Here is a 26,331-nt window from a genome sequence, read left to right as displayed (position 1 = left end):
ACTGAACAATGAATGCACCGACTGATTTTTCGAAGTTCGACGTGGGTTTCGACATTCCCGCCAAACCCGGCATGGACGAGGCGGATATCCAAACGCCATGTCTGATCCTGGACCTTGATGCGCTTGAGCGTAACATCAAGAAGATGGGCGACTATGCCAAAGCGCACGGGATGCGTCACCGCGCCCACGGCAAGATGCACAAATCCGTGGACGTGCTGAAGCTGCAACAAGACCTTGGCGCGGCTGTTGGCGTATGCTGCCAGAAGGTCTCTGAGGCTGAAGTTTTTGCCCGTGGCGGCATCAAGGACGTGATGGTGTCGAACCAAGTGACGGAACCGGCCAAGATCAAACGTCTGGCTGAAATGCCGAAACTGGGCGCGCGCGTTCTGGTCTGTGTAGATGACCCCGAGAACGTCAAAGCGCTGTCAGATGCCGCAGTAGCGGCGGGCACAGTGCTTGAAGCGCTGGTCGAGATTGACTGCGGCGCAGGTCGTTGCGGCGTCAACACCACGCAAGACGTGGTGAACATCGCCAAGCTGATCGACGCGGCCCCGAACCTGAAATTCGCCGGCATCCAAGCCTATCAGGGCGCGATGCAGCACATGGACCTGTATGAAGATCGCAAGGAAAAGCTGGACGCGGCCATCGCGCAGGTTGCCGACGCGGTTCAAGGTCTGAAAAGCAACGGTCTGGAGTGTGACATCGTTGGCGGTGGCGGCACCGGGTCGTATTACTTTGAGAGTGCCTCGAACGTGTATAACGAGCTGCAATGCGGATCCTACGCGTTCATGGATGCCGATTACGGTCGTATCCTCGACAAGGACGGCAAGCGCATCGACGATGGTGAATGGGAGAACGCGCTGTTCATCCTGACCACCGTGATGAGCCACTCGAAAGCTGACAAGGCAATCGTGGACGCCGGCTTGAAAGCGCAATCAGTCGATAGCGGTCTGCCGTTTATCTATGGCCGTGACGATGTCGAATACCTGAAATGCTCGGACGAACACGGCGTGGTTGCCGACCCGAACGGCGTGTTGAAGGTGAACGACAAGCTGAAGCTGGTGCCCGGTCACTGTGACCCGACCTGCAACGTGCATGATTGGTATGTGGGCGTGCGGGGCGGCAAAGTTGAAACCGTCTGGCCCGTATCGGCGCGCGGCAAAGCTTACTAAGACAACCTCCCTGAACTGGTGGGGCCGGGTCTGGTCCCACCGATTTCTCTAGGATTAATGAACATGTTTATCGTTCCCGAAAAAGAAATCGCCGCCCTTGTGACGCGCAAAGACAACTTTGATGCGGTTGAACAGGTGTTTGCCTCGATGGCGGGCGGGTCGGCCTATAACTTCCCGGTGATCCGTGAAGCGATTGGTCACGCCGATGCCCTTTACGGGTTCAAATCCGGGTTCGACCGGGCGGCGCTGAATCTTGGTCTGAAATCAGGCGGTTACTGGCCCGGCAATGCCGAAAAAGGGCTGACAAACCACCAGTCAACGGTGTTTCTGTTCGACGCCGACACCGGCAAATGCCGCGCCGTCGTCGGTGGCAACCTGTTGACCGCCCTGCGCACCGCTGCTGCGGCTGCCGTGTCGGTCGCGCATCTGGCGCGCAAGGACAGCAAGGTTCTGGGCATGATCGGGGCAGGGCACCAAGCCACGTTCCAGCTGCAAGCCGTGGCCGAGCAGCGCAACTTTGAAAGAGTCGTCGCGTGGAATCGGACGCCCGAAAAACTGGCCTCGCTTGAGAAGGTTGCGGGCGAGTTGGGTCTGCCGTTTGAAAGCGTCAGCCTTGATGAACTGGGCGCGCAGGCGGATGTGATCGTGACGATCGTGTCCAGCCAAGTGGCGATCCTGAAAGACGCGCAGGTCAAACCGGGCACGCATGTTGCCTGCATGGGCACCGACACCAAGGGCAAGCAAGAGGTTGAAGCCGCCCTTGTCGCGCGCGCCACGGTCTTTACCGACGAAATCGCGCAGTCGATCAGCATTGGCGAAGCGCAGCACGCGGTTGCCAACGGGTCGCTGAAACAGGCTGACATCTCGGAAATTGGCGCGGTCATCAATGGCGACCATCCCGGCCGCAGCGCGGACGACGAAGTGACGCTGTTTGACGGCACCGGCGTTGGCCTGCAAGACCTCGCCGTCGCCTCAAAGGTGGTCGATCTGGCCATCGAGAAAGGCATCGCGATCGAGGTCGATTTCTAAGCATTTTCAGGTCGCCGGGCCGTCGGCGACCCCCTACCGGATGACCGGACAACACGACCGAACCGTTTGCGGTTAGTATCGGCATGACAACACGTGGCGCAAACCCACAGCATGCTGAACGCGGTGCCCCAGCGGCCCGCACCTTGGAGGAGGAACAGAACATGGCACTGGACAACAAAAGCGACGACAAACGTCAGGAAGCTTTGGATTACCACGAGTTTCCACGCCCCGGAAAACTTGAGATCCGCGCCACCAAGCCGATGGCCACTGGACGCGACCTTTCGAATGCCTACAGCCCCGGCGTGGCGGATGCCTGCCTTGAGATCGAAAAGAACCCGGCGGATGCCGCGCGCTATACGTCAAAAGGCAATCTGGTTGCTGTGATCTCGAACGGAACGGCCGTTCTGGGTCTGGGCAATATCGGCGCGCAAGCGTCCAAGCCCGTGATGGAAGGCAAGGCGGTTCTGTTCAAGAAATTCGCGGGCATTGATTGCTTTGATATCGAGGTCAACGAAACCGACCCCGAAAAGCTGGCCGAGATTGTTGCCAAGCTGGAACCCACCTTTGGCGCGGTTAACCTTGAAGACATCAAAGCGCCCGACTGCTTTCTGGTGGAGGAGCTGTGCAAGCAGAAGATGAACATTCCGGTGTTCCACGACGACCAGCACGGCACGGCGATTGTGGCTTCGGCGGCGGCGTTCAACGCGCTGATCGTGGCGAAAAAGGATGTGGCCAAGATTAAGGTTGTGGCCCTTGGCGCGGGTGCTGCTGGCATTGCCTGTCTGAAAATGCTGATGGTGATGGGTGTCAAGAAAGAGCACATCACCATGCTGGACAGCAAGGGCGTGGTGCACACGGGCCGCACCGATCTGAACACGCAAAAGCAGGAATTCGCCCGCGACACCGACATGCGCACAACCGATGATGCGATGGTCGGGGCGGACCTGTTTCTTGGTGTCTCTGGCCCCGGTTTGCTGACCAAAGAGATGGTCGCGAAAATGGCGGATGATCCGATCATCTTTGCGCTGGCGAATCCCACACCCGAGATCATGCCCGAGGTCGCCCGCGAGGTTGCCCCCGGCGCACTGATCGCCACGGGTCGGTCGGATTACCCCAATCAGGTCAACAACGTGCTGTGTTTCCCGTTCATCTTCCGCGGAGCGCTGGACAGTGGCGCGACCGAAATCAATGACGAGATGAAACTGGCCTGCGTTGAAGCAATTGCGAGCCTTGCGCGCGAAACCACCTCGGCGGAAGTGGGTGTCGCCTATCGCGGCGAGCGTCTGACCTTTGGGCCGGAATACCTGATCCCGAAACCGTTTGACCCGCGCCTTCTGCCGACGATTGCCACAGCGGTCGCACGCGCCGCGATCGCGTCAGGCGTGGCCACGCGCGCGCTTGATCTGGACGAATACAAGACGACGCTTCAGGGCGAGGTCTTCCGGTCCTATTCCATCATGCGCCGTGTGTTCGATGCCGCCCGTGCCGCCAAGCGCCGGATCGTGTTTGCCGAGGGTGAAGATGAACGCGTGTTGCGCGCCGCCCAGTCGATGGTCGAAGAAGGGGTCGATACGCCGATCCTGATTGGGCGTCCCGAAGTGGTCGAGGCGCGATTGGACCGCGAAGGGTTGAAAATTCGTCCGGGCAAGGACTTTGAGCTTGTGAACCCGGAAAACGACCCGCGCTATCGCGACTATTGGGAAACCTATCATAGTGTTCTGGCGCGCAAAGGCGTCACGCCCGATCTGGCGAAAGCCATACTGCGCACCAACACCACGGCGATCGCGGCTGTGATGGTGCGTCGCGGCGATGCCGACAGCATGGTTTGTGGCACTTTTGGCGAGTTTCGTTGGCACCTGAACTATGCCACACAGCTGCTGGCCGAGGGTGAATTGCATCCGGTCGGCGCGCTGTCTTTGGTCATCCTTGATCAAGGCCCAATGTTCGTGGCCGACACGCATGTCAACATCGAGCCCACTGCGCAACAATTGTCAGAAACCGTGGTTGCCGCTGCACGTCACGTTCAGCGGTTTGGGATCACACCGCGGATTGCGCTGTGTTCGGGCTCGCAGTTTGGCAACCTTGACAGTGCCTCGGGTCGTGCGATGCGCGGGGCTCTGGACATTCTTGACGCTCAGGATCTGAACTTCGAATACGAAGGCGAGATGCACACCGACGCGGCCCTTGACCCGGACCTGCGCGAACGTCTGTTCCCCGGTGGGCGACTGACGGGCAAAGCAAACGTGCTGGTCTTTGCCAACACGGATGCCGCAGGGGCCACACGCAATATTTTGAAGTCGGTCGCGGGGGGGCTGGAAGTTGGCCCTATCCTGATGGGAATGGGAAATCGGGTGCATATCGTGACGCCCTCGATCACCGTAAGGGGAATTTTGAACACCGCTGCATTGGCGGGATCTGCGGTGTCCAGCTACGGCTGAGCATCGGGTTGTAGGTCGAGGATCGCCGTAGGAGCGTTCCGACCTCACGGCCATAAACACACATTGGAGGAGGATAACCAAAGTGTCAGCACTTACTACAGACGTGGACGCAGTTGACGAGAAACTGCCGCCCGCGAAACTTTTCACGCTCGGACTACAGCACGTTCTTGTGATGTATGCCGGGGCCATCGCCGTGCCGCTGATTGTTGGCCGCGTTCTGAAACTTAACCCTGAACAAGTGGCCTTTCTAATCTCGGCCGACCTTTTTGTGTGTGGCGTCGTGACCATCATCCAATCGCTGGGCGCGTCCAAATGGTTTGGCATCAAGATGCCCGTCATGATGGGCGTGACCTTTGCGTCGGTCGGCCCCATGGTGTCGATCGCCGTGGCAAACCCCGGCGTTGATGGGGCGCGAATGATCTTCGGGGCCATTATTGGCGCCGGTATCATCGCGATGCTGATCGCGCCACTGGTCAGTCGCATGTTGCGATTCTTCCCACCCGTTGTCACAGGCACGATCATCCTTGTAATCGGTGTTACCTTGATGCGCGTTGGGATCAACTGGATCTTCGGTCTGCCTGTCGGCCCCACCGCCCCTTCGGTCATGGACCCGTCCCACATTGACTGGCTGAACCAAGTGAAAGAGCTGGGCGCGGGCGTTGTGCCGGAAATCCCCAACGGGCTGAAGCTGGCCCCGACTGTGGATAACGTGAAATACGCCACCCCGCAAAACATGATGATCTCGGGCCTTGTGCTGTTGACCATCGTGCTTGTGATGAAGTTCGCAACCGGCTTCCTTGCCAATATCTCGGTCCTGCTGGGCATTATCGTGGGCGCGGTCTTTGCGGCCTCGATCGGGATGATGAATTTTGACAGTGTCGGCCATGCGGGCTGGTTTGCCCTGATCACACCTTTCCGTTTCGGCTTGCCGATCTTCGATCCGATCATGATCCTGACCATGACGCTTGTCATGATCGTTGTGATGATTGAATCGACCGGTATGTTCCTGGCCTTGGGCGAGATGTGCAACAAGAAGATCGAACGCCCGTCGCTGTCGGCTGGCCTTCGGACAGACGGTCTGGGCACGCTGATCGGTGGGGTGTTCAACACCTTCCCCTATACATCCTTCAGTCAGAATGTGGGCCTTGTCGGCGTGACCGGCATCCGTAGCCGCTATGTCTGTGTGGCCGGTGGTGCGATCATGATCGTGCTGGGTCTGGTGCCCAAAATGGGCGCGCTGGTCGAAGCCCTGCCGGTTGCCGTTCTTGGCGGTGCTGGTCTGGTGATGTTCGGCATGGTTGCCGCAACTGGCGTGCGCATTCTGGGTGGCGTTGACTTCAAGACCAACCGTTACAACGGTCTGATCGTCGCCATTTCGCTGGGCATGGGGATGATCCCCCTGATCGCGCCGCAGTTCACCATGTGGTTGCCGCACTCGATCGAGCCGCTGATCCACTCGGGTATTCTTCTGGCGGCGATTGCCTCGGTTGTGTTGAACATCGTGCTTAACGGCACCAAGGACGTGTCAGAGGAAGAGCTGGTGCAGGCCGCTAAGCAATCAGATGGTGGTCACTGATCCACTGATCTGACAAGCTGGTAAAATTGGGGAAGGGGCTTTGTCCCTTCCCTTTCTTGTTGGCAAAGGAAAAACGCATGTTGCTGGGGATCACCTTGCTTTATGTCGGCGCGGTGCTGGTGCTGAACAGCATCTGGCTGGCGGGTCGGATTGAAGATCGCGAGATCATCGTGATCAATGTGGCTGTCGCGGCGATTTCGACCTCTATCGCGTTGGGCTTGGCCATCGGGGCGACGGATCAGACCGGGATGCGCGACGCGGCGATGACGCTGCTGTTTGCGATCACCTATGGGTGGGTCGCCTATAACCGGGCGTCCGGCAGTGACGGGCGCGGGCTTGGCTGGTTCAGCCTGTTCGTCGCAATCACCGTTCTGCCCATGGCTTTCGTGGCTGCGCCCCCATCCCTTTGGGGCATGTGGATGGCGGCAAACTGGGCAGCGTGGTCGGGGTTGTGGTTTATCTATTTCCTGGAACTGGGGTTGGGCTGGAACATCCGCAAGCTGACGGTCGCGACGACCTTTGCCACGGGCGTTCTGACCGGCTGGCTGCCGGGTCTATTATTCTTGCATAGCGTGATGCCCTAACGGGTCAGGCCGCGAGGAAGCGATAAAAGAAAACGGCGCTCATCGAGAAGCCGATAATGGCGATGATCAGGCGCAGGACCGGCACCGGGATCGCGCGGGCGACGGGGGCACCGGTATAGCCGCCAATGGTGGACGCCACCATCATCACCAGCGCCTGCGGCCAGGCGACCAGCCCCGCCACCGCGAAGATCGCGACAGAAATGGCGGACAGCGCGAAGGACAGCCCGTTTTTCAGCCCGTTCATCTGGTGGATGTTGGACATGCCCCAAAGCGAGAACAGCGCCAGAAGGACGATCCCCAACCCGCCGTTGAAATAGCCGCCATAGATGCTGATCAAGAACAGCCCGACCGCGCCATAGGGGGTGACGGATCGTCTGTGCTTGGCGCTCCAGTCGCGCAACTGATTGCCAAACAGAAAGACCAACGTCGCCGCGAGCAGCAGAAACGGCACCACGGCCGAGAACGCCTTGTCGGACGAGATCAGCAGAAGTCCCGCCCCGACAACCCCGCCCGCGAGTGTGACCAATGTCAGTTTAACCATCAGTTTGCGGTCAAAGCTTTTAAGCTCAGGCAAGAACCCCATCGCGCCGCCCAGATAGCCGGGAAAAACCGCAACGGCGCTGGTGGCGTTCGCGGCCACAACTGGCACGCCGGTAAAGACCAATGCGGGCAGGGTCAGGAAGGTGCCGCCACCGGCGATGGTGTTCAAAACACCCGCCGCATAGGCCGCGATGGCAAGGATGATGAAGTCTTGCATGAAGGATGCTCGTCTTTGGGTTGCCCCATTCTTAGGGGGCTGGGGTAAGGGCTGCAACAAAGGAAAAGGCGCGCCACGATGGGCGCGCCTTGTCCGTTCTGCGGGCCCGGTTCGGGCCACCTATCACTTCTTGCGTTTCTTCGGCGGGATCAGGTCGGTGATCGTGCCTTCGAACATCTCGGCGGCAAAGTTCACAGTTTCCGACAGGGTCGGGTGCGGGTGGATGGTGTGACCCAGATCGACCGCATCCGCGCCCATCTCGATCGCCAGCGCGACTTCGGCGATCAGGTCGCCCGCGTTGGGGCCGACGATGCCCGCGCCGATCACCCGATCATCAGCCTCGTCAAAGAGCAATTTGGTGATCCCTTCAGAGCGTCCCAGCGACAGTGACCTGCCCGAGGCTGCCCACGGGAAGCTGCCCTTGCCGACCTTGATACCCTGCGCCTTGGCCTCGGTTTCCGTCAGGCCAACCCATGCCACTTCGGGGTCGGTATAGGCGACAGACGGGATGACGCGCGCGTCAAAGAAGCGCTTTTCACCAGCCGCGACTTCTGCGGCGACCTTGCCTTCGTGCACCGCTTTGTGCGCCAGCATCGGTTGGCCGACCACATCGCCGATGGCGAAGATATGTGGCACACCGGTGCGCTGCTGGTTGTCCACGTTGATGAAGCCGCGTTCGTCCACGGCAACACCAGCTTTTTCGGCGTCGACCATTTTCCCGTTGGGCTTGCGTCCAACCGCGACCAACACCTTGTCGAACGTGTCGGTTTTCTCGCCGTCCGGGCCTTCCATCGTGACCTTCAGGCCCTTCTTCTGCGCCTCGACCGCAGTGACTTTCGTCTTGGTCAGGATCGCTTCATAGCGCCCCTCGATCCGCTTGTGCAAAGGCTTCACGATGTCTTTGTCGGCGCCCGGAATGATCTGATCCATGAACTCAACAATGGTCACTTTCGACCCCAGCGCATCATAGACCGTGGCCATTTCCAAGCCGATGATCCCACCGCCAAGCACCAACAGGCGCTTCGGCACGTCTTCAAGCTCCAACGCGCCAGTTGAATCGATCACACGTGGGTCGTCATGCGGGATGAAGGGCAGGGTGACGGGTTCGGAACCCGCCGCGATCACGCATTGATCGAAGCTGACTTTGGTGATGCCGTCATCGGTCTGCACCTCGATCATGTTCGGGCCAGAGAAGCGGCCATAGCCGTTCACGACCTGAACCTTGCGGCCCTTGGCCAGCCCGGACAGACCACCCGTCAGCCCGGTCACGACCGAAGATTTCCAGTCGAGAAGCTTCTTAAGGTCCACCTTGGGTTTTGAGAAGGTGATGCCGTGCTCGCCCATCTCTTCCGCCTCGGTGATGACCTTGGCGGCGTGCAGCAATGCCTTCGATGGGATACAACCCACGTTCAGGCAGACCCCGCCAAGCGAGCTGTCTTTTTCGATCAGCACGACCTTTTTGCCAAGGTCAGCAGCGCGGAAGGCGGCGGTATAGCCACCGGGGCCAGAGCCCAGAACAACCACTTCGCCGTGAATATCACCGGGGCCGGTTGCCGTGCCTGTCGCCGCAATAGCGGCTGGGGCAGGGGCGGCGGCGTCCTGTGCGGCCGCCGTTGCTTCGGCAGGCGCGTCACCCGCGTCGGCTGCGTCCAGCACCATGATGACCGAGCCTTCGGACACCGTGTCGCCTTCGGCCACTTTGATTTCCTTCACCACACCTGCGGCGGGCGAGGGCACTTCCATCGTGGCTTTGTCGCTTTCCAACTCTAACAGCGGGTCTTCGACCGCAACCGTGTCACCCACGGCCACAAGAATGCCGATGACCGGAATGTCCGAGAAATCGCCAATATCAGGAACTTTTACATCCATGTCTTCGTTCCCCTTACAGCATCAGCCGGCGCACATCGCCGAGCAGGTGTTTCAGTGTTGCGTTGAAGCGCGCGCCAAGCGCACCATCAATCGCGCGGTGATCAAACGACAGGCTAAGCGGCTGCATCAGACGCGGCACAAAGCTTTCGCTGGCTTTGTCCCAGACCGGCGAGATTTTGGCCCGCGTCAGGCCCAGAATGGCCACCTCTGGCGCGTTGACAATCGGCGTAAAGCCGGTGCCGCCAATGCCGCCCAGAGACGAGATTGTGAAGGTAGCACCGGACATATCGGCGGCTTTCAACTTGCCGTCACGGGCTGCGGCGGACAGGCTGCCCAGTTCCTTCGATATCTCGATGATACCTTTGCGGTCTGCGTCTTTCACGACCGGAACCATCAGGCCCTGCGGCGTGTCTGCTGCAAAGCCGATGTTATAGAAGTTCTTCTTGATCAGCTTGTCACCATCGGGATGGATTGACGAGTTGACCTCCCAATGGTCCTTCAGGGCCGAGACGCTGGCCTTAATCACGAAGGATAGAAGCGTCACGCGATAGCCTTGTTCCTTGGCTGCCGTATCCAGTTCTTTGCGATAGGCGTCCAGCTCGGTGATGTCGGCCTCTTCGTCGACAGTAACATGGGGAATGTTCAGCCATGCACGGTGCAGCGCGGGGCCGCTGAGCTTTTTAATCCGTGGCATTTCGACATCTTCGACGGGGCCGAACTTGCTGAAATCAACGGCTGGCATCGGCGGAATGCCCATGCCGCCGCTGGCCGCGGCACTCGAACCAGCAGGTGCGGACTGAGTCTTCAGGAAGCCAGTCACGTCTTCACGCAGGATGCGACCTTTGCGACCCGTGCCGTTCAGCTTGGACAGATCAATATCAAGCTGGCGGGCAAAGGCGCGCACCGACGGGCTGGCATGGGCCTTGCCAAAACCGGCATCGGTGACAGCCGCCGGGGCGGCAGCTGGTGCAGGTGCGGCTTGTGGTGCAGCGGCGGTCGGAGCAGCCGGAGCAGGGGCCGCTGGTGCTGCCTCGTCAGCCGGAGCAGCGCCTTCGCCTTCCAGCAGAAGAATAAGCGAGCCTTCGGACACGTTGTCGCCTTCGGCCACTTTGATCTCGACCACTTTGCCAGCAGCGGGGGAAGGAACTTCCAACGTCGCCTTGTCGCTTTCCAATTCAACAATTGGGTCTTCTTCGGCAATCACGTCACCAACGCTGACCAGAACGGTCACAACGGGCACGTCGGAAAAATCACCGATGTCGGGAACTTTTACTTCGATCGTCATTGTATAATCTCCTGTCTGTCCGTTCACACCAAACGCGGGTTGGGTTTGTTGCCGTCGATGTCATATTTGGAAAGCGCATCTTGCAGCTGTTTCTTCGTGACGTTGCCGTCGCGGTAAAGGTCCACCATGGCGGCGGCGGCGATGTGGTTTGCGTCCACTTCAAAGAAGCGGCGCAGGTTCACACGGCTGTCCGAGCGGCCAAAGCCGTCTGTGCCCAGCACCGTATAGCGACCCGGTGCACAAGACCGGATCTGTTCCGCGAAGTTTTTCATGTAGTCGGTCGCCGCGATGATCGGACCTTTGGCCTTCGACAGCTGTTGGGTCACGAAAGGCTCGCGCGGGTCGGAAAGCGGGTTCAGTCGGTTCCAGCGGGCCGCATCCTGACAGTCGCGCGCCAATTCGTTGAACGAGGTTGCCGACCAGATTTCTGCCGTGACGCCGAAATCTTCTTTCAGCATTTCGGCGGCCTTGATTGCCTGCACCAAAATGGTGCCCGACCCCATCAGGGTCACGTGCTTCTTGCCGGGCTTCTTGACCTCTTGCAGGCGGTAAAGCCCCTTGATGATCTCGTCCTCGACGCCCATTGGCATGTCGGGGTGCGAATAGTTTTCGTTCATCAGGGTCAGATAGAAATACACGTCCTCCTGATCGACATACATCCGTTGCAACCCGTTATGAACGATCACCGCCACCTCGTATTGGAAGGTCGGGTCATAGGTGATGCAGTTCGGGATGGTGCCGGCCAGAATGTGGCTGTGACCGTCTTCGTGCTGCAAGCCTTCGCCGTTCAGCGTGGTGCGTCCGGCGGTGCCGCCCAGCATGAAGCCACGCGCGCGGCTGTCGCCTGCGGCCCAGGCCAGATCGCCGATCCGCTGGAACCCGAACATCGAATAGTAGATGAAGAACGGGATCATCGGCACGCCGTGATTGGAATAAGACGTCGCCGCCGCGATCCAATCGGCCATAGCGCCAGCTTCGTTGATGCCTTCCTGAAGCACCTGACCGTTGATGCTTTCCTTGTAATACATCATCTGATCGGCGTCTTCGGGCGTATAGTTCTGCCCTTCGGGGTTATAAATCCCGACGGACCGGAACAAACCCTCCATCCCAAATGTGCGACTTTCATCCGGCACAATCGGAACGATGTTCTTGCCGATATTCTTGTCCCGCAGAAGCGTGGTCAGAATGCGCACAAACGCCATGGTGGTCGAGATTTCGCGCTCGCCCGTGCCCTTGAACTGGGCGGCGAACTTGTCCAGGCCGGGGATTTCCAGCTTCGGGGTGTCGCGCCAGTGACGCTTGGGGAACTCTCCGCCCAGCTTCTTGCGCTGATCCGCCAGATAGGCTTTTTGCGCATTGTTCAGTTTGACGAACGGGGCGTTTGGCAAGTCCTCGTCGCTGACGGGGATGTCGAAACGGTCGCGGAAGGCACGCAGCTGGTCCACAGCCAGTTTCTTTTGCTGGTGCGAGGTGTTCATGCCTTCGCCACCGGTGCCCATGCCGTAACCTTTGACGGTTTTCACCAACAGGCAGGTGGGCTGGCCCTTGTTGTCCGAGGCGCGTTTGAAGGCCGTATAAACCTTTTGCGGATCATGCCCGCCCCGGCGCAGCGCCCATATCTGGTCATCGGTCCAGTCTTCAACCAGCGCCGCCGTTTCAGGGTATTTGCCGAAGAAATGCTTGCGGATGTAAGCACCATTCTTGGATTTGAAGGTCTGATAGTCACCGTCGACGGTTTCATCCATCAACTGACGCAGACGGCCCGAGGTGTCTTTTTCAAGCAACTCGTCCCAGCCTTTGCCCCAAAGCAGTTTGATGACATTCCAGCCTGCGCCGCGGAAGTCGCCTTCCAGCTCCTGCACGATTTTGGAGTTGCCGCGCACGGGGCCATCCAACCGTTGCAGGTTGCAGTTCACGACGAAGATCAGGTTGTCCAGCCCTTCGCGGGCGGCCAAATCAATCGCGCCGCGGCTTTCGGGTTCGTCCATCTCGCCATCGCCAAGGAAGACCCAGACCTTGCGGTCAGCCATGTCGATATGGCCGCGGTTGTGCATGTATTTCATGAACCGCGCCTGATAGATCGCCATCAGCGGGCCAAGACCCATCGAGACGGTCGGAAATTGCCAGTAATCGGGCATCAGCCATGGGTGCGGATAGGACGAAAGACCGCCGCCATCGACCTCGGAGCGGAAGTTTTCCAACTGCTCTTCGGAAATGCGGCCTTCCATGAAGGAGCGCGCATAGATACCGGGGATCACGTGGCCTTGGAAAAACACAAGGTCGCCGCCGTGAATGGCAGATTTCGAGCGCCAGAAGTGGTTCAGCCCGATGTCATACATGACCGCCGAGGATGCGAACGAGGCGATATGCCCGCCGTATTCCGACGATTCCTTGTTGCGGCGGACGACCGTCGCCATGGCGTTCCAGCGGTTGATGGTGCGGATGCGCCATTCCATGTCCAGATCGCCGGGGATCTCGATCTCATCATCAGACGGGATGGTGTTCTGATATGGCGTGGTGGCCGAAAACGGAAGGTTCGCGCCGGCCGCACGGGCTTGTTGAACCGATTTATCCAGCAGGAAATGGGCGCGGTCGGGGCCGTCCCTGGCGATGACGTCTTCAATCGCTTCCTGCCATTCGCGAGATTCAATTGGATCGATATCATTGGGCAAATCAACCATGGAGGGGTCTCCGTTTTGTGCTTTTCATTAAGCGATAGTGATCTATCGCGTGGGCTTTGCCCACACAGTTTCTTGATTTTGTCCGGTCGGATACGGGGAACGCGGGTCAGAAACATCGCGGCGATGGATGGCGGCGGCCGCGGATTTCTATAAATCTAGACACTACTTTGGGTTGGTCCGACGCCCCGGAGCGGGGCGTCGGAATGTTGGTTATACGTGGTCGTCGCGCGCGATCGAACCATGTCCATGTCCGGCCATACCGCCGGAGACTTCTTCGGTTGCCTCATCCGCCAGTTCGTGCGGCAGGATCAGGTTCAGGACAATCGCGATCAGGGCTGCGGGCAGCAGGCCCGAGGTCAGCAGGATACGCGCTGTATCAGGCATATGCTGAAGCGCGCCCGGCTCCAGTTGCAAACCCAGACCGATGGACAGGGCAATCGCGAAGATCACCATGTTGCGGCGGTTCCAGTCCACATCCGACAGCATCGAGATACCGGCGGCCACAACCATGCCGAACATCACGATCACGCCGCCGCCCAGAACTTCAATCGGAACGGTGCGGATGACGCCGCCGACTTTCGGAACCAGCCCGCAGATGATCAGGAAGATCGCGCCACAGGTCACAACGTGGCGGCTCATCACGCCGGTCATGGCGATCAGGCCCACGTTCTGGCTGAACGAGGTGTTGGGGAACGCGCCGAAACAACCGGCAACGGCCGTGCCGACACCATCGGCGTAGGTCGCGCCCTGGATTTCCTTGTCGGTCGCTTCACGGCCAGCACCACCTTTGGTGATCCCCGACACGTCGCCAACCGTTTCGATCGCCGAGATGAAGGCCATCAGGCAGAAGCCGATAACCGCCGCGGCAGACAGCTCGAAGCCGTATTTGAAGGGCATCGGCAGGGCAAAGGCGCTGGCGCGGCTCCACGATCCGGTGATGGCTTCAATCGACAACATGCCAACCATGATCGAATAGATGTACCCAACGACCAGACCAATCAGCACAGCCGAAATCGACAACATACCTTTGGTGAAGAACTTCAGGCCAAGGGTCACGAAGATCACGATCAACGCCGCAGACCAGTTCAGAAGCGAGCCATATTCAGGGGTGCCAATCGCGGGAACACCGCCAGCGGCATACTGAATGCCAACCTTCACAAGCGCCAGACCGATCATGGTTACGACAAGGCCGGTAACAAGCGGGGGCAGGGCAAAGCGCAGTCTGCCAACAAATGTCCCGATGATGGCATGGAAGATACCGCCGATGATGACGCCGGTGAACAGGGCCGCCAGCGCGTCAACGCCTTTGCCTGCAACCAGCGGGATCATGATCGGCAGAAACGCAAACGACGTCCCTTGAACGATGGGCAGTGCTGCACCAATCGGGCCCAGCGTGATCGTCTGAAGCAACGTCGCGATGCCAGCAAACAGCATCGACATCTGGATCAGATACAGCAGTTCCGGGAAATCGGGTGAATTGGACCCAAATCCGAAACCGGCAGCACCGGCCACGATGATCGCGGGCGTGACGTTTGATACAAACATCGCCAAGACGTGCTGGATGCCCAGCGGGATCGCCTTGTGTAGGGGTGGGGTAAAGTTAGGATCGCGCAGTTGTTCTGCCGTCCCAATAGAATTGTCAGCCATGGTTTCCTCCCGTTTGACTGTTTTGATGTCCAGCTTCTAGGGCAAGAGCATCAGGCTATGGATTCGACGACGTAGGGGTCGTCGAACCAATACTCTTCCAGGTTCGCGCCATCGCCGATCCGGTCGACAACGATGAACTGGCCTGGCTGTTCGATTGGGGCGAGCACACCGTGCCACACGCCCCTGAGCAAGTTGATGGATTGGCCCGGTTGCGACACGAAGGCCTTAAGATTAACGGGAGTGCCGTCCTGATCATCGGCAACAACCACAAGCATCGGCACCTTTGATACAGGCACGAAGGCCTGACTTCCGTCCGGGTGGCGTTCGACCATATCGACCACATGTGGAAACTGGCGCGCCTTGGCGTCAAACAGGCTGATGCCGGCTTGGCCATCGCCAAAATCCATCCGGGCAAGGTCATGGTGACGACCGCACATGCCCTGGTTGATGATCTTGTCTGGCGTGCCTTCGACCTCGATCACGTCGCCGTATGGGGCGAACGCGGCTGATGTCAGCGGCTGCGTGGAAAGCAATTCAGTCACGGAAGCAGATCCTTCAGGCGGAATTGCGCGATGCGTTCAACCTGACGGCAGGCTTCCGCGAATTCCGTATCGCGGTCGTTGTCGATCCGTTCATTGAAGTTAGCCAAGATCGAAGCCTTGTCGTGATCACGCACAGCGATGATGAACGGGAACCCATGTTTTGCAACATATTCGTCGTTCAGCTTGGTAAATGTTTCGCGTTCTTCGTTGGTCAGGAAGTCCAGACCAGCCCCGGCTTGTTCCGAGGTGCTTTCGGCTGTCAGCTCGCCCGCCGCGGCAAGTTTCCCGGCCAAGTCAGGGTGCGCGGTCAGAACGCCAAGGCGCTCTTCTTCGGACGCGACACGGAATGCGCGCGACAGGGCGTTGTGCACGCCCGCAGCGCTGTCATGGGCCGGTCCCAGTTCCAGATCGAAGGCGCGTTCGGCGATCCAGGGGGAATGCTCAAAGATCGAGCCATACAGCGACACGAACCGCGCCTTGTCCATCTGACTGGGGCGTTCGAACCGTTTGGGTGGATGGGTCTTGGCCCAATGGTCGGCAATGTCGATGCGGCGCGGGGTCCAGACGCCGTCATGGGCCTGAATGTGGTCAATGAACCGCTTCAATCCGGCGATCTTGCCGGGGCGACCCACAAGGCGGCAGTGCAGACCGACCGTCATCATGGCAGGACGCCCAGCTTCACCTTCGGCATAGAGCGTGTCAAACGCGTCGGTCAGATAGCGGCCGAAATCGTCACCTGTCACCCAGCCGGGGGCGGTGGCGAACCGCATATCGTTGGCCTCTAACGTATAAGGAATGATCAGCTGATCACGGTCGCCGACTTCCATCCAATAGGGCAAATCGTCGTCATACGTATCCGACACATAGGCAAACCCACCTTCTTCAGCGGCCAGTCGCACGGTGTTTTCCGAACACCGGCCCGTATACCAGCCGCGCGGCCGTTCACCGACAACTTCGGTATGCAGGCTGATTGCTTCTTCGATCGAGGCGCGCTCGGCATCCTCGGGCATGTCTTTGTGTTCGATCCACTTCAGACCGTGGCTGGCAATCTCCCAGCCCGCATCCTTCATCGCCTGAAGCTGTTCAGGGCTGCGCGACAACGCGCGGGCGACGCCATAGATGGTCAGCGGAATATCGGCGCCAGTGAACAGACGGTGCAGACGCCAGAACCCGGCGCGCGCGCCGTATTCATACATCGATTCCATGTTCCAGTGACGTTTGCCGGGCCACGGGGCGGCACCGGGAATGTCGGACAAGAAGGCCTCGGACGCGTCATCGCCGTGAAGCACGCAGTTTTCCGCGCCTTCTTCGTAATTCAACACGAATTGAACCGCGACCTTGGCATTGCCCGGCCATTGCGGATTAGGTGGTGTTGGGCCGTAGCCACGCATGTCACGAGTGTAGCGGGTCAACGCGAGTCTCCTTGAATTTCAGTTTTCTTATAGCGCAAAACAATCACTGCAACTTTCATATTTTTTTTGAAAGAGCTTTTTGACAGTTCTCTATGTATTGATAACCAAGCGCGCGACATTAATGAGCCAAATCAGAAGGAGACGCGAAATGACCGGATATCTGACAACGCACGTTCTGGACACGGCCCGAGGTTGCCCGGCTGAGGGGCTTGAGATCGACCTGTATCGGATCGAGGGTGAGACACGCACCCACCTGCGTAGCCTGAAGACCAATGATGATGGCCGCACGGACGAACAAATTTTGCCCGCTGGTGAGTTTGCCATCGGAACATATGAGCTTGTATTCCATACGGGTGCGTATCTGGATGCTATAGGCACCCCGCCTGAAGAACCCCGGTTCCTTGATGTGGTTCCGCTGCGTTTTGGGATGTCCGAGCCTGCGCATTACCACGTGCCGCTTTTGCTGTCGCCGTTTGGCTATTCGACCTATCGCGGCAGCTAAGGCGTTTCGCCTTAGTCCGGCATAGACGCCAGAATATGATCGACCATGAAATCGATGAACAGGCGGGCCTTCGGGTCTTGCCTGCGTCTGTGCATGTAAAGACAGGCCATCTGGATTGGAAGCGGCGGCTCTTTGTCCAGAACCGTGACCAAACGGCCAGCGGCAAGGTGATCTGACACTTCGAACTGCGGCTTGAGGACAATCCCGTGCCCCGCCAAAGCCCAGCCGGTCAGGATCTCGCCATGATCCGATTCGAATGGACCCGAGACCGTGACCCGTTTGACCCCATCAGGCGCTTGCAAGGGCCATTGGAATTCCGGCGCGCCCGGATAGCGCAGGTTCAGGCAGACATGCATGTCTGTTTTCAGCTCGTCGCTGCTGGTTGGCTGTCCATGGCGCTTGATATAATCAGGCGAAGCGCAAAGGACACGCGGGCAATCCGTCACCTTGCGAATGCGCAGGTTGCTATCCTCCGGCACGCCCAGAAAAAAGGCAGCGTCCAACCCTTCGGCAGCCAAATCAAGCTTACGGTCAGACAGGCGCAAGCGGATATTGATCAAGGGGTAGGCCTCGTGGAACTTCGGCACGGCAGGCGCGATGAATTTCTGACCGACCCCAAGCGGCGCGGCCACATATAGCGTTCCGCGGGGCGACCGGGTGATGTCGCTGATGTCTGCCTCGGCTTCGTCCACCGCTTCGAGGATCTTGATGGCGCCCTTATAGAAGGTGTTGCCTTGCTCGGTCGGGTTCAGCTGGCGCGTTGTGCGCTGAAAAAGCCTGACATCCAGATGGTCTTCCAGTTGCGAAATGCGCGACGATGCGACGGCTGCGGAAATCCGCAAGTCGCGCGCAGCCGCCGACATGTTTTCCAGTTCATAAACGCGGACAAAGGTCCGAATATTGTCCAGATAGGCCATTCTATTCTTCGTTTTTTTTTGAAGCAGCTTGGGTTTTTTCCCTAATACACGATAATCCTGTCATGCACTAGCTTTGGAAAAAATGTAGGAGGAACACCCCATGCAAGATCTTGCTATCATGTGGGACTGGCTGGCCTTTGCGGTCCGTTGGTTGCACGTCATCACTGCCATGGCCTGGATTGGCTCGTCCTTTTACTTCGTCGCCCTTGACCTTGGGCTGCGCAAAGCTCCGGATTTGCCTGTCGGCGCCCATGGCGAAGAATGGCAAGTTCATGGGGGCGGGTTCTACCACATCCGCAAATTCCTTGTGGCCCCGGAAAACATGCCGGAACATCTGATCTGGTTCAAATGGGAAAGCTATACGACTTGGTTGTCGGGTGCGGCCCTTTTGATGATCGTTTACTGGGTTGGCGGCGAACTTTACCTGATCGACGCCCAGAAAGCAGATCTGGCGCTGTGGCAAGGTATCGCGATCTCGGCTGTGTCCTTGTCGATCGGTTGGATTGTCTATGACCGGTTGTGCAAATCGACGCTGGCCGAAAACCCCACGGTTCTGATGGTTCTGCTGTTCGTTTTGCTGGTGGCAATGGGATATGGCTATAACCAGATCTTCACGGGCCGGGCGACGATGCTGCACCTTGGCGCCTTCACCGCGACGATCATGACCGCGAACGTGTTCTTCATCATCATGCCCAACCAGCGCATCGTGGTGAAAGACCTGCAAGAAGGCCGCACGCCGGACGCCAAATATGGCAAGATCGCCAAGCTGCGCTCGACCCATAACAACTATCTGACGCTGCCGGTCATCTTCTTGATGCTGTCGAACCACTATCCGCTGGCGTTCGCCTCGGAATACAACTGGATCATTGCAGCCCTTGTGTTCCTGATGGGCGTGTCGATCCGCCACTACTTCAACTCGAACCACGCGGGCACAAGTGACCCCAAGTGGACGTGGTTGGTGACGGCGGTTTTGTTCATCATGATCATGTGGCTGTCGACCGCACCGTTGGAGAATGACACGCTGGAAGAGGCCGAAGCCCGCCCGCTGAGCAAAACCGAGCAGATCTTCGCGAACGCCGAAGGGTTTGAAGAGGTCCAGGACATTGTCCTGGGCCGCTGCTCTATGTGTCATGCGCGCGAAGTCTTTTATGACGGCATCCGCCGGGCGCCCAAGGGCATTCATCTGGAAACCGCCGGTGACATCACCCGCGCCGCGCGTCAGATCTATATTCAGGCCGGGGTAACGGTGGCAATGCCGCCCGCGAACGTGTCCTTCATGGAGGAAGAAGAGCGCAAGAAAGTCGTGGCTTGGTATCAAAACGCGTCCAAGGATCTGCCGTTCTATATCGCATCGAACTGAGCCGCCCTGCGAGACGACAAAACAAAGGCCCCCGCGACAAGGTCGCAGGGGCCTTTTTCTTGTCTGCGATCATGTCCGCGCGGGGGTCACCCTGTCGCAAACACCGAAAGCTGGCGAAGGATTGTCGCCACTGGCTCAGATAATCTCATCCTCATCGAACAAAGGATCGGCGCTAAGCTGCGCGGCCATATCATCGACCGCATCGGCCGTGGCGTTGCGTTTCTGAACCTTGGCGATGTGAAACACGCCGTCGCCTTCATTCACGACAGGAAGGTTGGTGCGCCCGATGATCAGCCCGGCGATCGGGGCGATGACCTCGTGTTCGACATCCCCGAACGGGTTGGAGACGATCCCCAAAACGTCGCCTTCATCAACCGCCTCCCCGGTGGATCTGAACATCCGGATCAAGCCGCCTGCCGGTGCGCGCACCCAGCTGCTGGACGTGGAATAGGCGCTGTCAGTCTTAGACTTGCTGACCCCCTTGACGGGGATCATGTCCAGCGCATGCATTACCCTAAGAATACCGCGCACGCCCGCGCGCACGGCAAATTCATCGAATCGCAGCCCTTCGCCCGCTTCGTAAAGCAACATACTCACGCCATGGTCCAGCGCGGCCTGCCGCATCGACCCTTCGCGTAACGGGGCGGTTAGGATCACTGGCGCGCCAAAAGCCTCGGCAAGGGCCAATGTGTCAGGGTCAGCGGGCGAGACGCGAATTTGGGGCAAGTTGGTGCGGTGTATCGCGGCCGAGTGCAGGTCGATGCCGAAATCCGACCGGGCGACAATTTCTTTCATGAACAAATGGGCCAAGCGGCTGGCAAGTGACCCGCGCGCGCTGCCTGGAAAGGACCGGTTCAAATCGCGACGATCGGGCAAATATCGCGAATGGTTGAGAAACCCGAACGTGTTGACGATCGGCGCGATCAGGATCGTGCCTCGGATATTGCCCAGCATACGCGCCTGCATCAAACGGCGCGCGATCTCGACGCCGATCACCTCGTCGCCATGCACCGCTGCGCTGACAAACAGCGTGGGGCCGGGTCTGCGCCCATGAACCACATGAACCGACATGGTGACCGGTGTGTGGTCCGACAGAACGCTGACCGGCAGGTCTACGGTTTCGCGCGTGCCCGCAGCGATCTGGTGGGTGCCAATTTCAAAAGGCGCGACCTTCAGCATCAGCCTTTGCCCCGCGTCCTTGTTTTGTTTGGCTTGGCGTTCTTTTCAAGATACTCGATGATCTTGTCCGCCACGTCGATACCGGTCGCCTTTTCGACGCCCTCAAGCCCCGGCGAGGAATTGACCTCCATTACCACCGGGCCGTGATTTGACCGCAGCATGTCCACGCCACAGACATTCAGGCCCATTGACTTGGCGGATCGAACCGCAGTTAACCGTTCTTCCGGTGAAATCTTGATCGCCTTAGCCGAGCCGCCACGATGCAAGTTCGACCGGAAATCCCCCTCGGCGCCTGTGCGTTGCATTGCTGCGATGACCTTTCCGCCAACCACAAGCGCCCGAATGTCGGTGCCGCCGGCTTCTTTGATGAATTCCTGCACCAGGACGTGAACATTGGCACCCCGAAACGCTTCGATCACCGATTTGGCGGATCGATTGGTGTCAGCCAAGACAACGCCGATCCCTTGTGTGCCTTCCAGAAGCTTGATCACCAATGGGGCGTCACCAGCAAGCTTAAGCACCTGTTCGGTCTGCTTGGGGTCGTTGGCGAAGGTGGTCACCGGCAAGCCGACACCTTCACGTGCCAAAAGCTGCATGGACCTGAGCTTGTCTCGCGATCGGCCGATGGCAACGGATTCGTTCAGCGGAAAGACGCCCTGCATCTCAAACTGTCGCAACACCGCCATGCCGTAAAACGTCACTGACGCACCGATGCGCGGAATGATTGCATCGTAGGCTGGCAGCTTTTCACCCTCGTAATACACGTCTGGTCGCCGTGACGCGATGTTCATATAGCAACGCAGCGTGTTGATGATGTCCAGTGAATGCCCCCGTGCTTCCGCGGCCTCTTTCAGGCGCTGATGGGTGTAAAGCTTTGAATTAACGGCCAGCATTGCGAGTTTCATCGGTTTCTCCCTGAACCTCTGGCGTGATGCCTTTTGGCTTTGTTGTTGTGGCGCCTAAGGCGTTTCGGCGGATTTGCCGATTGCATCGCGCATCCGGGGCGGCCCGGCAAGAAAGGAACTGCCCGGATCCACAAGGACATGGCGACCGCGAATGGCCGTCCGCCCGAGGATCAAGTCGAACTCCATTTTCTTTCGGTCTGCAAGCGATACTTCAATGTGCCAGCAATGACGCCCAAGTAACAGGGTCGTTCGCACGATCAATCGACGCTCTGGAATTCCGCCGGTGTTTTTGATTTCCCGTTCGCCCAGCAATTGGGCTTCAACCTGCGACAGTTTTCGCTTGCCGTTTACGGGTGTCAGAAAGCGGACCCATTCCTGATCGTCCCGAAAAAAGCGCTGCTGTTCTTCGGCATGCAGCGCGGATGTGCGTGCGCCCGTATCAATCTTGGCTTTGACGCGGCTGATCCCGAAATCCGGCAAGCCAACGTTTTCTCGCCAACCGATCGTCTCGAACGTGCGTTTGCTTAATTTTTTGGGCGGTTTCAAGTCAGGCGACCTTTCGAACAAGGCAGGGCAAGCGCTAAGCTGTGCGACGAGGTGTCGTGCAGCGCACCACCTGTCTCCAGCGGCGCAAATGGTTCTTTCGGAATAACTTGGGTCAAATTGAATGTCTCATTCGCTATTATCAAAGCCGGTCCGGTCTGCAGTTTCGCGTGCTGGATTCGGCCCGAGTGCGCTCTTTTCCTGTGTTGCCTGACCCACCGATCGCGACACCAATAGAGCAAGGTAAACGCGGGCAAGGCCCAGATGTCATTGTTTCCCATTTTGACAGCTCAGGTAAACCAAAAACATGCGAGGAAAGCGATGTGCCTCTCGGCGATCCACTGATGTCCCGCCAATTTGGCGCTTCGTGACGTCAGAGGCGATCGCGCATGCGCTGCCTTTGCGGTGCCAAACAATAAAGATTTCTTCTGGATGGGGATGGAGGCGAGTACCGGAATCGAACCGGTGTACACGGATTTGCAATCCGCTGCGTCACCACTCCGCCAACTCGCCATCCGTGGTGTTGGGCTTCTCTAGCGCCAATGGCAGGGACTTGTCCAGCCCGGAACTGACAGGGGCGCAGTGGTCGTTTCATTTAGGGTAGCTGCGGCGCCCGGTCGCGATCGAAATTGCACATATTTCCTTGCGGGATTGCCGCTATAGGCTAACTATGGCAAGAGAAGCCCGACGTTTCAGATAAGATAGGCTAGCTATGACCAATTTTGCCATGCGCCGCACAAAGATGGTGGACACGCAGGTTCGCCCTTCGGATGTGACCAAGTTCCCGATCCTTGACGCCATGTTGTCCGTTCCGCGCGAAGATTATGTGCCGGATTCCAAGCGTGAAGCGGCATATATGGGCGAGAATGTCGACCTGGGCGGAGGTCGCGTAATGCTGGAGCCGCGCACGCTGGCCAAGATGCTGGATGCTGTGGATATACAGGCAGATGAATTGGTGCTCGATCTTGGGTGCGGGCTTGGCTACAGCTCGGCGGTGATTGCCCGTCTGGCCGATTTCGTCGTGGCCGTGGAAGAAGACGAAGCGATGGCTGCCGAAGCGCAATCCACCCTGTCCGAGCATGGCGTGGACAACGTGGCGGTCATTGCCGGTCCGCTTACGGCAGGCAATGCCAAGAACGGACCATATGACGTGATCATGATCCAAGGTGCGGTCGAAGCCGTGCCGGATGTTCTGACCGACCAATTGAAGGATGGTGGTCGCATGACCTGCATCTTCGCAGAGGGGATGCTTGGAACGGTGAAAATCGGCTATAAGATAGATGGGGCCATGGTTTGGCGCCACGGGTTTAGCGCAGGCGCACCGCTGATCGCCGGGTTCGAAGCGCCACGGGGCTTCGTATTGTAAAGCTGTTAAAATGCTCTTGCCGGAACGGCGACGCGGGTTAGGAAAAGGGAAAAAGATGACCATTGGTATCAAACGCAAACTTACAGGCGTGGCCATGGCGGCGGTGCTTTCGGTTGTTCATGTTCCCGCAGTGATGGCGGAAAGCCTGTCTGACGCGATGGCCTCGGCCTACAAGCACAGCGGTTTGCTGCAGCAAAACCAGGCCCTGTTGCGTGCGACGGACGAAGACGTTGCGATCGCGCGATCCCGTCTGCGGCCCGTTTTGTCATATGCAATCCAGCATGGCTGGACTGATCCGACATCACTTGTATCGAATGATGACTATTGGGAAACGTCCGCGACGTTGACCGCAGAGATCCTCATTTTCAACTTTGGTCGCGGGAAGATGGCGGTCGAAGCGGCGAAAGAGGTCGTGCTTGCGACGCGCGAAAGCCTTGTCGGTGTTGAGCAACAGATCTTGCTGCGCGCTGTCAAAGCCTTTCTGGATGTGCGCTCGGCTGCGGAAAACGTGCAATTGCAAGGCAATTCGGTGCGCGTTCTGACACAGGAATTGCGCGCTGCGAATGATCGCTTTGAAGTGGGCGAGGTCACCCAGACCGATGTGGCGCTGGCACAGGCGCGCCTTGCAGCTGCCCGGTCCGGCGCGGCGTCTGCTCAGGGTAGTCTAGCAATCGCCCGTGAGGAATACAAAGCCGCGATTGGCCATATGCCAAATGGATTGTCCACGCCGCCTGCCTTGCCAATGACGGCCAAGACACTGGATGCCGCCAAGGCGGTCGCCCGTGAACGCCACCCGGACATTCTGGCCGCTCAGCACAATGTTGCTGCGGCAGATCTGGCGATTGCAATTTCCAAGGCCGCGATGAAGCCGTCGGTTGTCGGCACGGCGCGCACCACATGGGCCGACCGTTCGACCTTTCCGTCAGGCACCGATAGCGTGAACAGCAGCGTCGGCGTTGCCATTCGCGGCGAGATTTACTCAGGCGGCTTGCGGTCGGCTGAATACCGTAAGGCTGTTGCACAAGCAGAGGCCGCGCGGGCAGGATTGTATCAGGTCCGCTTTGGGGTCGATCAGGGGGTCGCCAATGCTTGGGCGCAACTGGCGATTGCGGCTGCATCCCTTGAAGCGACAGAACGTCAGATCCGCGCAAGCCGGGTTGCTTTGCGCGGGGCCCGCGAAGAAGCGACACTGGGGTCGCGCACCACATTGGACGTGTTGAACGCCGAGCAAGAGCTTCTGGACGCCGAAGCAAGCCGCATCGCAGCTCAGTCAAACCAGTATCTGGCTGCCTATTCGTTGCTGTCGTCGATGGGTTTGTTGACCGCCGAGCACCTGAAGCTTGGCGTTGTCACTTATGATCCCGAAGCCTATTTCAACACGGTGCAAAGCGCGCCGGTGCATCGCGTTAGCCCTCAGGGCAAGCGTCTGGACAGCCTGCTGGAAGCGCTTGGAAAGGACTGATCTGCGCGGATCAGTTGTGTGAAGCGACGTGTTTGGGTAAAGTTCAATTAACGAAGGCCAGATAGACTGGTCCAACACGTCGCTTTACAGGTAGTTTTTAAATGTCAGATCCGGTCTCCAACATCGAAATCGAAGATGTCCTGTCATCGATTCGTCGCCTCATTTCCGAAAGCGCGTCGTCAGATGACCGGGATCGGGCAGTGACGGGCGAAAAGCTGGTGCTCACGCCAGCGTTCCGTGTGCATGATACAGGGTCGGAAGATCAAGACGACAGCGCGGCGGAAACAAAAGCACCCGTGTTGGAACTTGTGCACCCGATTGCATTTGACGCGCGCAAGCCATCTGACACGCCAGAAGAACCTCCGACATTTTCCCATTGGAATGGGGGGCTGGCTTCCCCTGAAGCAGATGCGCAGGACGAGATCACGGCAGACGCAGTAGATCATGACGACAGCGCATACGATGATGCTGAGCTGCTTTCTGGCTTTGACGAGATGGCGACGCCCTCTGGTGCTGCCGCGAGCGAAGCCGAAAGCCTGGAGAACCGGATTGCAGAGCTGGAAGCCGCTGTCAGTGCGACCTTGGGCGGCTGGGAACCGGATGGCGGTGAAGAAACCGCGCAGGCCGAAGTCCTAAAGTTTCACGCAGCCCGCCTTCGCGCTGAAGGTGAGGGCCGTGATTTGCAAAGCGACGGACCGTCGTTGGAAATCACTGACGCCGAACTGACAGATGCCGCACTGACAGACGCTGAAACCGACAGCGAAACGGTTAGCGAAACGGTCGAGGAACCGGCAGAACAAAAAGCGCCCCTTGCGGAAAAGCCTCTCTTGTTCCGGAGCTATAGTGCGCAGACGATCAAGGCCGATTTGCCGGAGGTTCCAATAGCGAACCGCGGGGCTGAGCAGGGCGCAGAGCAAGTCGACCCGCTGGATCTTCGGGATGAAGATACGGACGTGATCGACGAAGCGGCTTTGCAGGCTCTGGTGTCTCGCCTGGTGCGTGAAGAACTGCAAGGCGACGTGGGTGAAAAGATCACCCGATCGGTTCGTAGCCTGGTGCGGCGCGAAATCGCGCGGGCTTTTACGCTGAAAGGGTTCGAATAGCG

General features: G+C 58.6%; 21 protein-coding genes and 1 tRNA gene. 10 read left to right on the top strand and 12 right to left on the bottom strand.

Annotated elements, in window-relative coordinates; translation table 11 throughout:
• The first annotated feature begins 8 nt into the window (after positions 1–8).
• From bhcC to ACXYMP_RS08995, 5 genes are all read left to right on the top strand, one after another.
• Positions 9–1,172 carry a 3-hydroxy-D-aspartate aldolase BhcC gene (gene bhcC / locus ACXYMP_RS09015; protein ID WP_458905775.1) on the top strand — a complete coding sequence of 388 codons (1,164 nt, stop codon included), beginning with the start codon at positions 9–11 and terminating at the stop codon, positions 1,170–1,172.
• 63 nt (positions 1,173–1,235) lie between these two features.
• On the top strand, positions 1,236–2,201 hold the full coding sequence (gene bhcD / locus ACXYMP_RS09010) for an iminosuccinate reductase BhcD (RefSeq protein ID WP_458905773.1): 966 nt from the start codon (positions 1,236–1,238) through the stop codon (positions 2,199–2,201).
• A 161-nt stretch (positions 2,202–2,362) separates the two neighbouring features.
• Positions 2,363–4,639 (top strand): NADP-dependent malic enzyme, encoded by a 2,277-nt coding sequence (locus ACXYMP_RS09005; RefSeq protein ID WP_458905771.1) that lies wholly within the window; start codon positions 2,363–2,365, stop codon positions 4,637–4,639.
• A gap of 82 nt (positions 4,640–4,721) precedes the next feature.
• On the top strand, positions 4,722–6,215 hold the full coding sequence (locus tag ACXYMP_RS09000) for a nucleobase:cation symporter-2 family protein (protein ID WP_298565409.1): 1,494 nt from the start codon (positions 4,722–4,724) through the stop codon (positions 6,213–6,215).
• Between the two features lie 77 nt (positions 6,216–6,292).
• Positions 6,293–6,799 carry an AmiS/UreI family transporter gene (locus ACXYMP_RS08995; RefSeq protein ID WP_458905768.1) on the top strand — a complete coding sequence of 169 codons (507 nt, stop codon included), beginning with the start codon at positions 6,293–6,295 and terminating at the stop codon, positions 6,797–6,799.
• A gap of 4 nt (positions 6,800–6,803) precedes the next feature.
• Here ACXYMP_RS08995 and ACXYMP_RS08990 read toward each other — a convergent pair whose 3' ends face one another.
• The 7 genes from ACXYMP_RS08990 to puuE all read right to left on the bottom strand — a co-directional run bounded on the left by ACXYMP_RS08990 (position 6,804) and on the right by puuE (position 16,992).
• Positions 6,804–7,556 (bottom strand): sulfite exporter TauE/SafE family protein, encoded by a 753-nt coding sequence (locus ACXYMP_RS08990; protein ID WP_458905766.1) that lies wholly within the window; start codon positions 7,554–7,556, stop codon positions 6,804–6,806.
• Positions 7,557–7,679: 123 nt separating this feature from the next.
• Entirely contained in the window at positions 7,680–9,425 is a 1,746-nt protein-coding gene (gene lpdA, locus ACXYMP_RS08985) for a dihydrolipoyl dehydrogenase (protein WP_298565415.1), read from the bottom strand.
• A 13-nt stretch (positions 9,426–9,438) separates the two neighbouring features.
• Positions 9,439–10,710, bottom strand: a complete 1,272-nt coding sequence (locus tag ACXYMP_RS08980; protein ID WP_458905764.1) for a 2-oxo acid dehydrogenase subunit E2 — start codon at positions 10,708–10,710, stop codon at positions 9,439–9,441.
• 23 nt (positions 10,711–10,733) lie between these two features.
• Positions 10,734–13,391 (bottom strand): pyruvate dehydrogenase (acetyl-transferring), homodimeric type, encoded by a 2,658-nt coding sequence (aceE, locus tag ACXYMP_RS08975; RefSeq protein ID WP_458905762.1) that lies wholly within the window; start codon positions 13,389–13,391, stop codon positions 10,734–10,736.
• A gap of 210 nt (positions 13,392–13,601) precedes the next feature.
• Entirely contained in the window at positions 13,602–15,038 is a 1,437-nt protein-coding gene (locus tag ACXYMP_RS08970; RefSeq protein WP_458905760.1) for a uracil-xanthine permease family protein, read from the bottom strand.
• Positions 15,039–15,088: 50 nt separating this feature from the next.
• Positions 15,089–15,580: an ureidoglycolate lyase gene (locus ACXYMP_RS08965; RefSeq protein WP_298565423.1), complete on the bottom strand. Its 492-nt coding sequence runs from the start codon at positions 15,578–15,580 to the stop codon at positions 15,089–15,091.
• Positions 15,577–16,992: an allantoinase PuuE gene (puuE, locus tag ACXYMP_RS08960; RefSeq protein WP_458905758.1), complete on the bottom strand. Its 1,416-nt coding sequence runs from the start codon at positions 16,990–16,992 to the stop codon at positions 15,577–15,579. The genes ACXYMP_RS08965 and puuE overlap by 4 nt, the downstream gene beginning before the upstream one ends.
• Positions 16,993–17,140: 148 nt before the next feature.
• On the opposite strand from puuE, the gene uraH reads away from it, so the two are divergent.
• On the top strand, positions 17,141–17,494 hold the full coding sequence (uraH, locus tag ACXYMP_RS08955) for a hydroxyisourate hydrolase (protein ID WP_298565426.1): 354 nt from the start codon (positions 17,141–17,143) through the stop codon (positions 17,492–17,494).
• An 11-nt stretch (positions 17,495–17,505) separates the two neighbouring features.
• Here the strand turns inward: uraH and ACXYMP_RS08950 are convergent, their stop codons facing one another.
• On the bottom strand, positions 17,506–18,411 hold the full coding sequence (locus ACXYMP_RS08950; RefSeq protein WP_458905755.1) for a LysR family transcriptional regulator: 906 nt from the start codon (positions 18,409–18,411) through the stop codon (positions 17,506–17,508).
• A gap of 100 nt (positions 18,412–18,511) precedes the next feature.
• On the opposite strand from ACXYMP_RS08950, the gene ACXYMP_RS08945 reads away from it, so the two are divergent.
• Positions 18,512–19,771, top strand: coding sequence for a urate hydroxylase PuuD (locus tag ACXYMP_RS08945; RefSeq protein ID WP_298565429.1), 1,260 nt, complete (start codon positions 18,512–18,514; stop codon positions 19,769–19,771).
• 135 nt (positions 19,772–19,906) lie between these two features.
• Here the strand turns inward: ACXYMP_RS08945 and ACXYMP_RS08940 are convergent, their stop codons facing one another.
• The 4 genes from ACXYMP_RS08940 to ACXYMP_RS08925 form a co-directional block, all read right to left on the bottom strand.
• On the bottom strand, positions 19,907–20,950 hold the full coding sequence (locus ACXYMP_RS08940; RefSeq protein WP_458905753.1) for a succinylglutamate desuccinylase/aspartoacylase family protein: 1,044 nt from the start codon (positions 20,948–20,950) through the stop codon (positions 19,907–19,909).
• Positions 20,950–21,855 (bottom strand): 30S ribosomal protein S6--L-glutamate ligase, encoded by a 906-nt coding sequence (gene rimK / locus ACXYMP_RS08935; protein ID WP_298565433.1) that lies wholly within the window; start codon positions 21,853–21,855, stop codon positions 20,950–20,952. The genes ACXYMP_RS08940 and rimK overlap by 1 nt, the downstream gene beginning before the upstream one ends.
• 54 nt (positions 21,856–21,909) lie before the next feature.
• A complete protein-coding gene (locus ACXYMP_RS08930; RefSeq protein WP_298565435.1) occupies positions 21,910–22,401 on the bottom strand; it encodes an ATP-dependent zinc protease family protein in 492 nt (163 codons plus the stop codon).
• A gap of 436 nt (positions 22,402–22,837) precedes the next feature.
• A tRNA-Cys gene (locus tag ACXYMP_RS08925) sits at positions 22,838–22,911 on the bottom strand.
• A 199-nt stretch (positions 22,912–23,110) separates the two neighbouring features.
• On the opposite strand from ACXYMP_RS08925, the gene ACXYMP_RS08920 reads away from it, so the two are divergent.
• From ACXYMP_RS08920 to ACXYMP_RS08910, 3 genes are all read left to right on the top strand, one after another.
• Positions 23,111–23,764 (top strand): protein-L-isoaspartate O-methyltransferase family protein, encoded by a 654-nt coding sequence (locus ACXYMP_RS08920; protein WP_458905750.1) that lies wholly within the window; start codon positions 23,111–23,113, stop codon positions 23,762–23,764.
• Between the two features lie 55 nt (positions 23,765–23,819).
• The gene (locus ACXYMP_RS08915) at positions 23,820–25,226 is read left to right on the top strand and encodes a TolC family outer membrane protein (RefSeq protein ID WP_298565528.1); all 1,407 of its coding nucleotides are present in this window, start codon (positions 23,820–23,822) and stop codon (positions 25,224–25,226) included.
• Positions 25,227–25,327: 101 nt separating this feature from the next.
• The gene (locus ACXYMP_RS08910) at positions 25,328–26,329 is read left to right on the top strand and encodes a hypothetical protein (protein ID WP_458905748.1); all 1,002 of its coding nucleotides are present in this window, start codon (positions 25,328–25,330) and stop codon (positions 26,327–26,329) included.
• Positions 26,330–26,331 lie beyond the last annotated feature (2 nt).

The organism is Aliiroseovarius sp. CAU 1755 (genome assembly GCF_054482655.1).
Note: the sequence above shows the minus strand (reverse complement) of the source record. Positions and strands in the feature narration are given on the sequence as shown.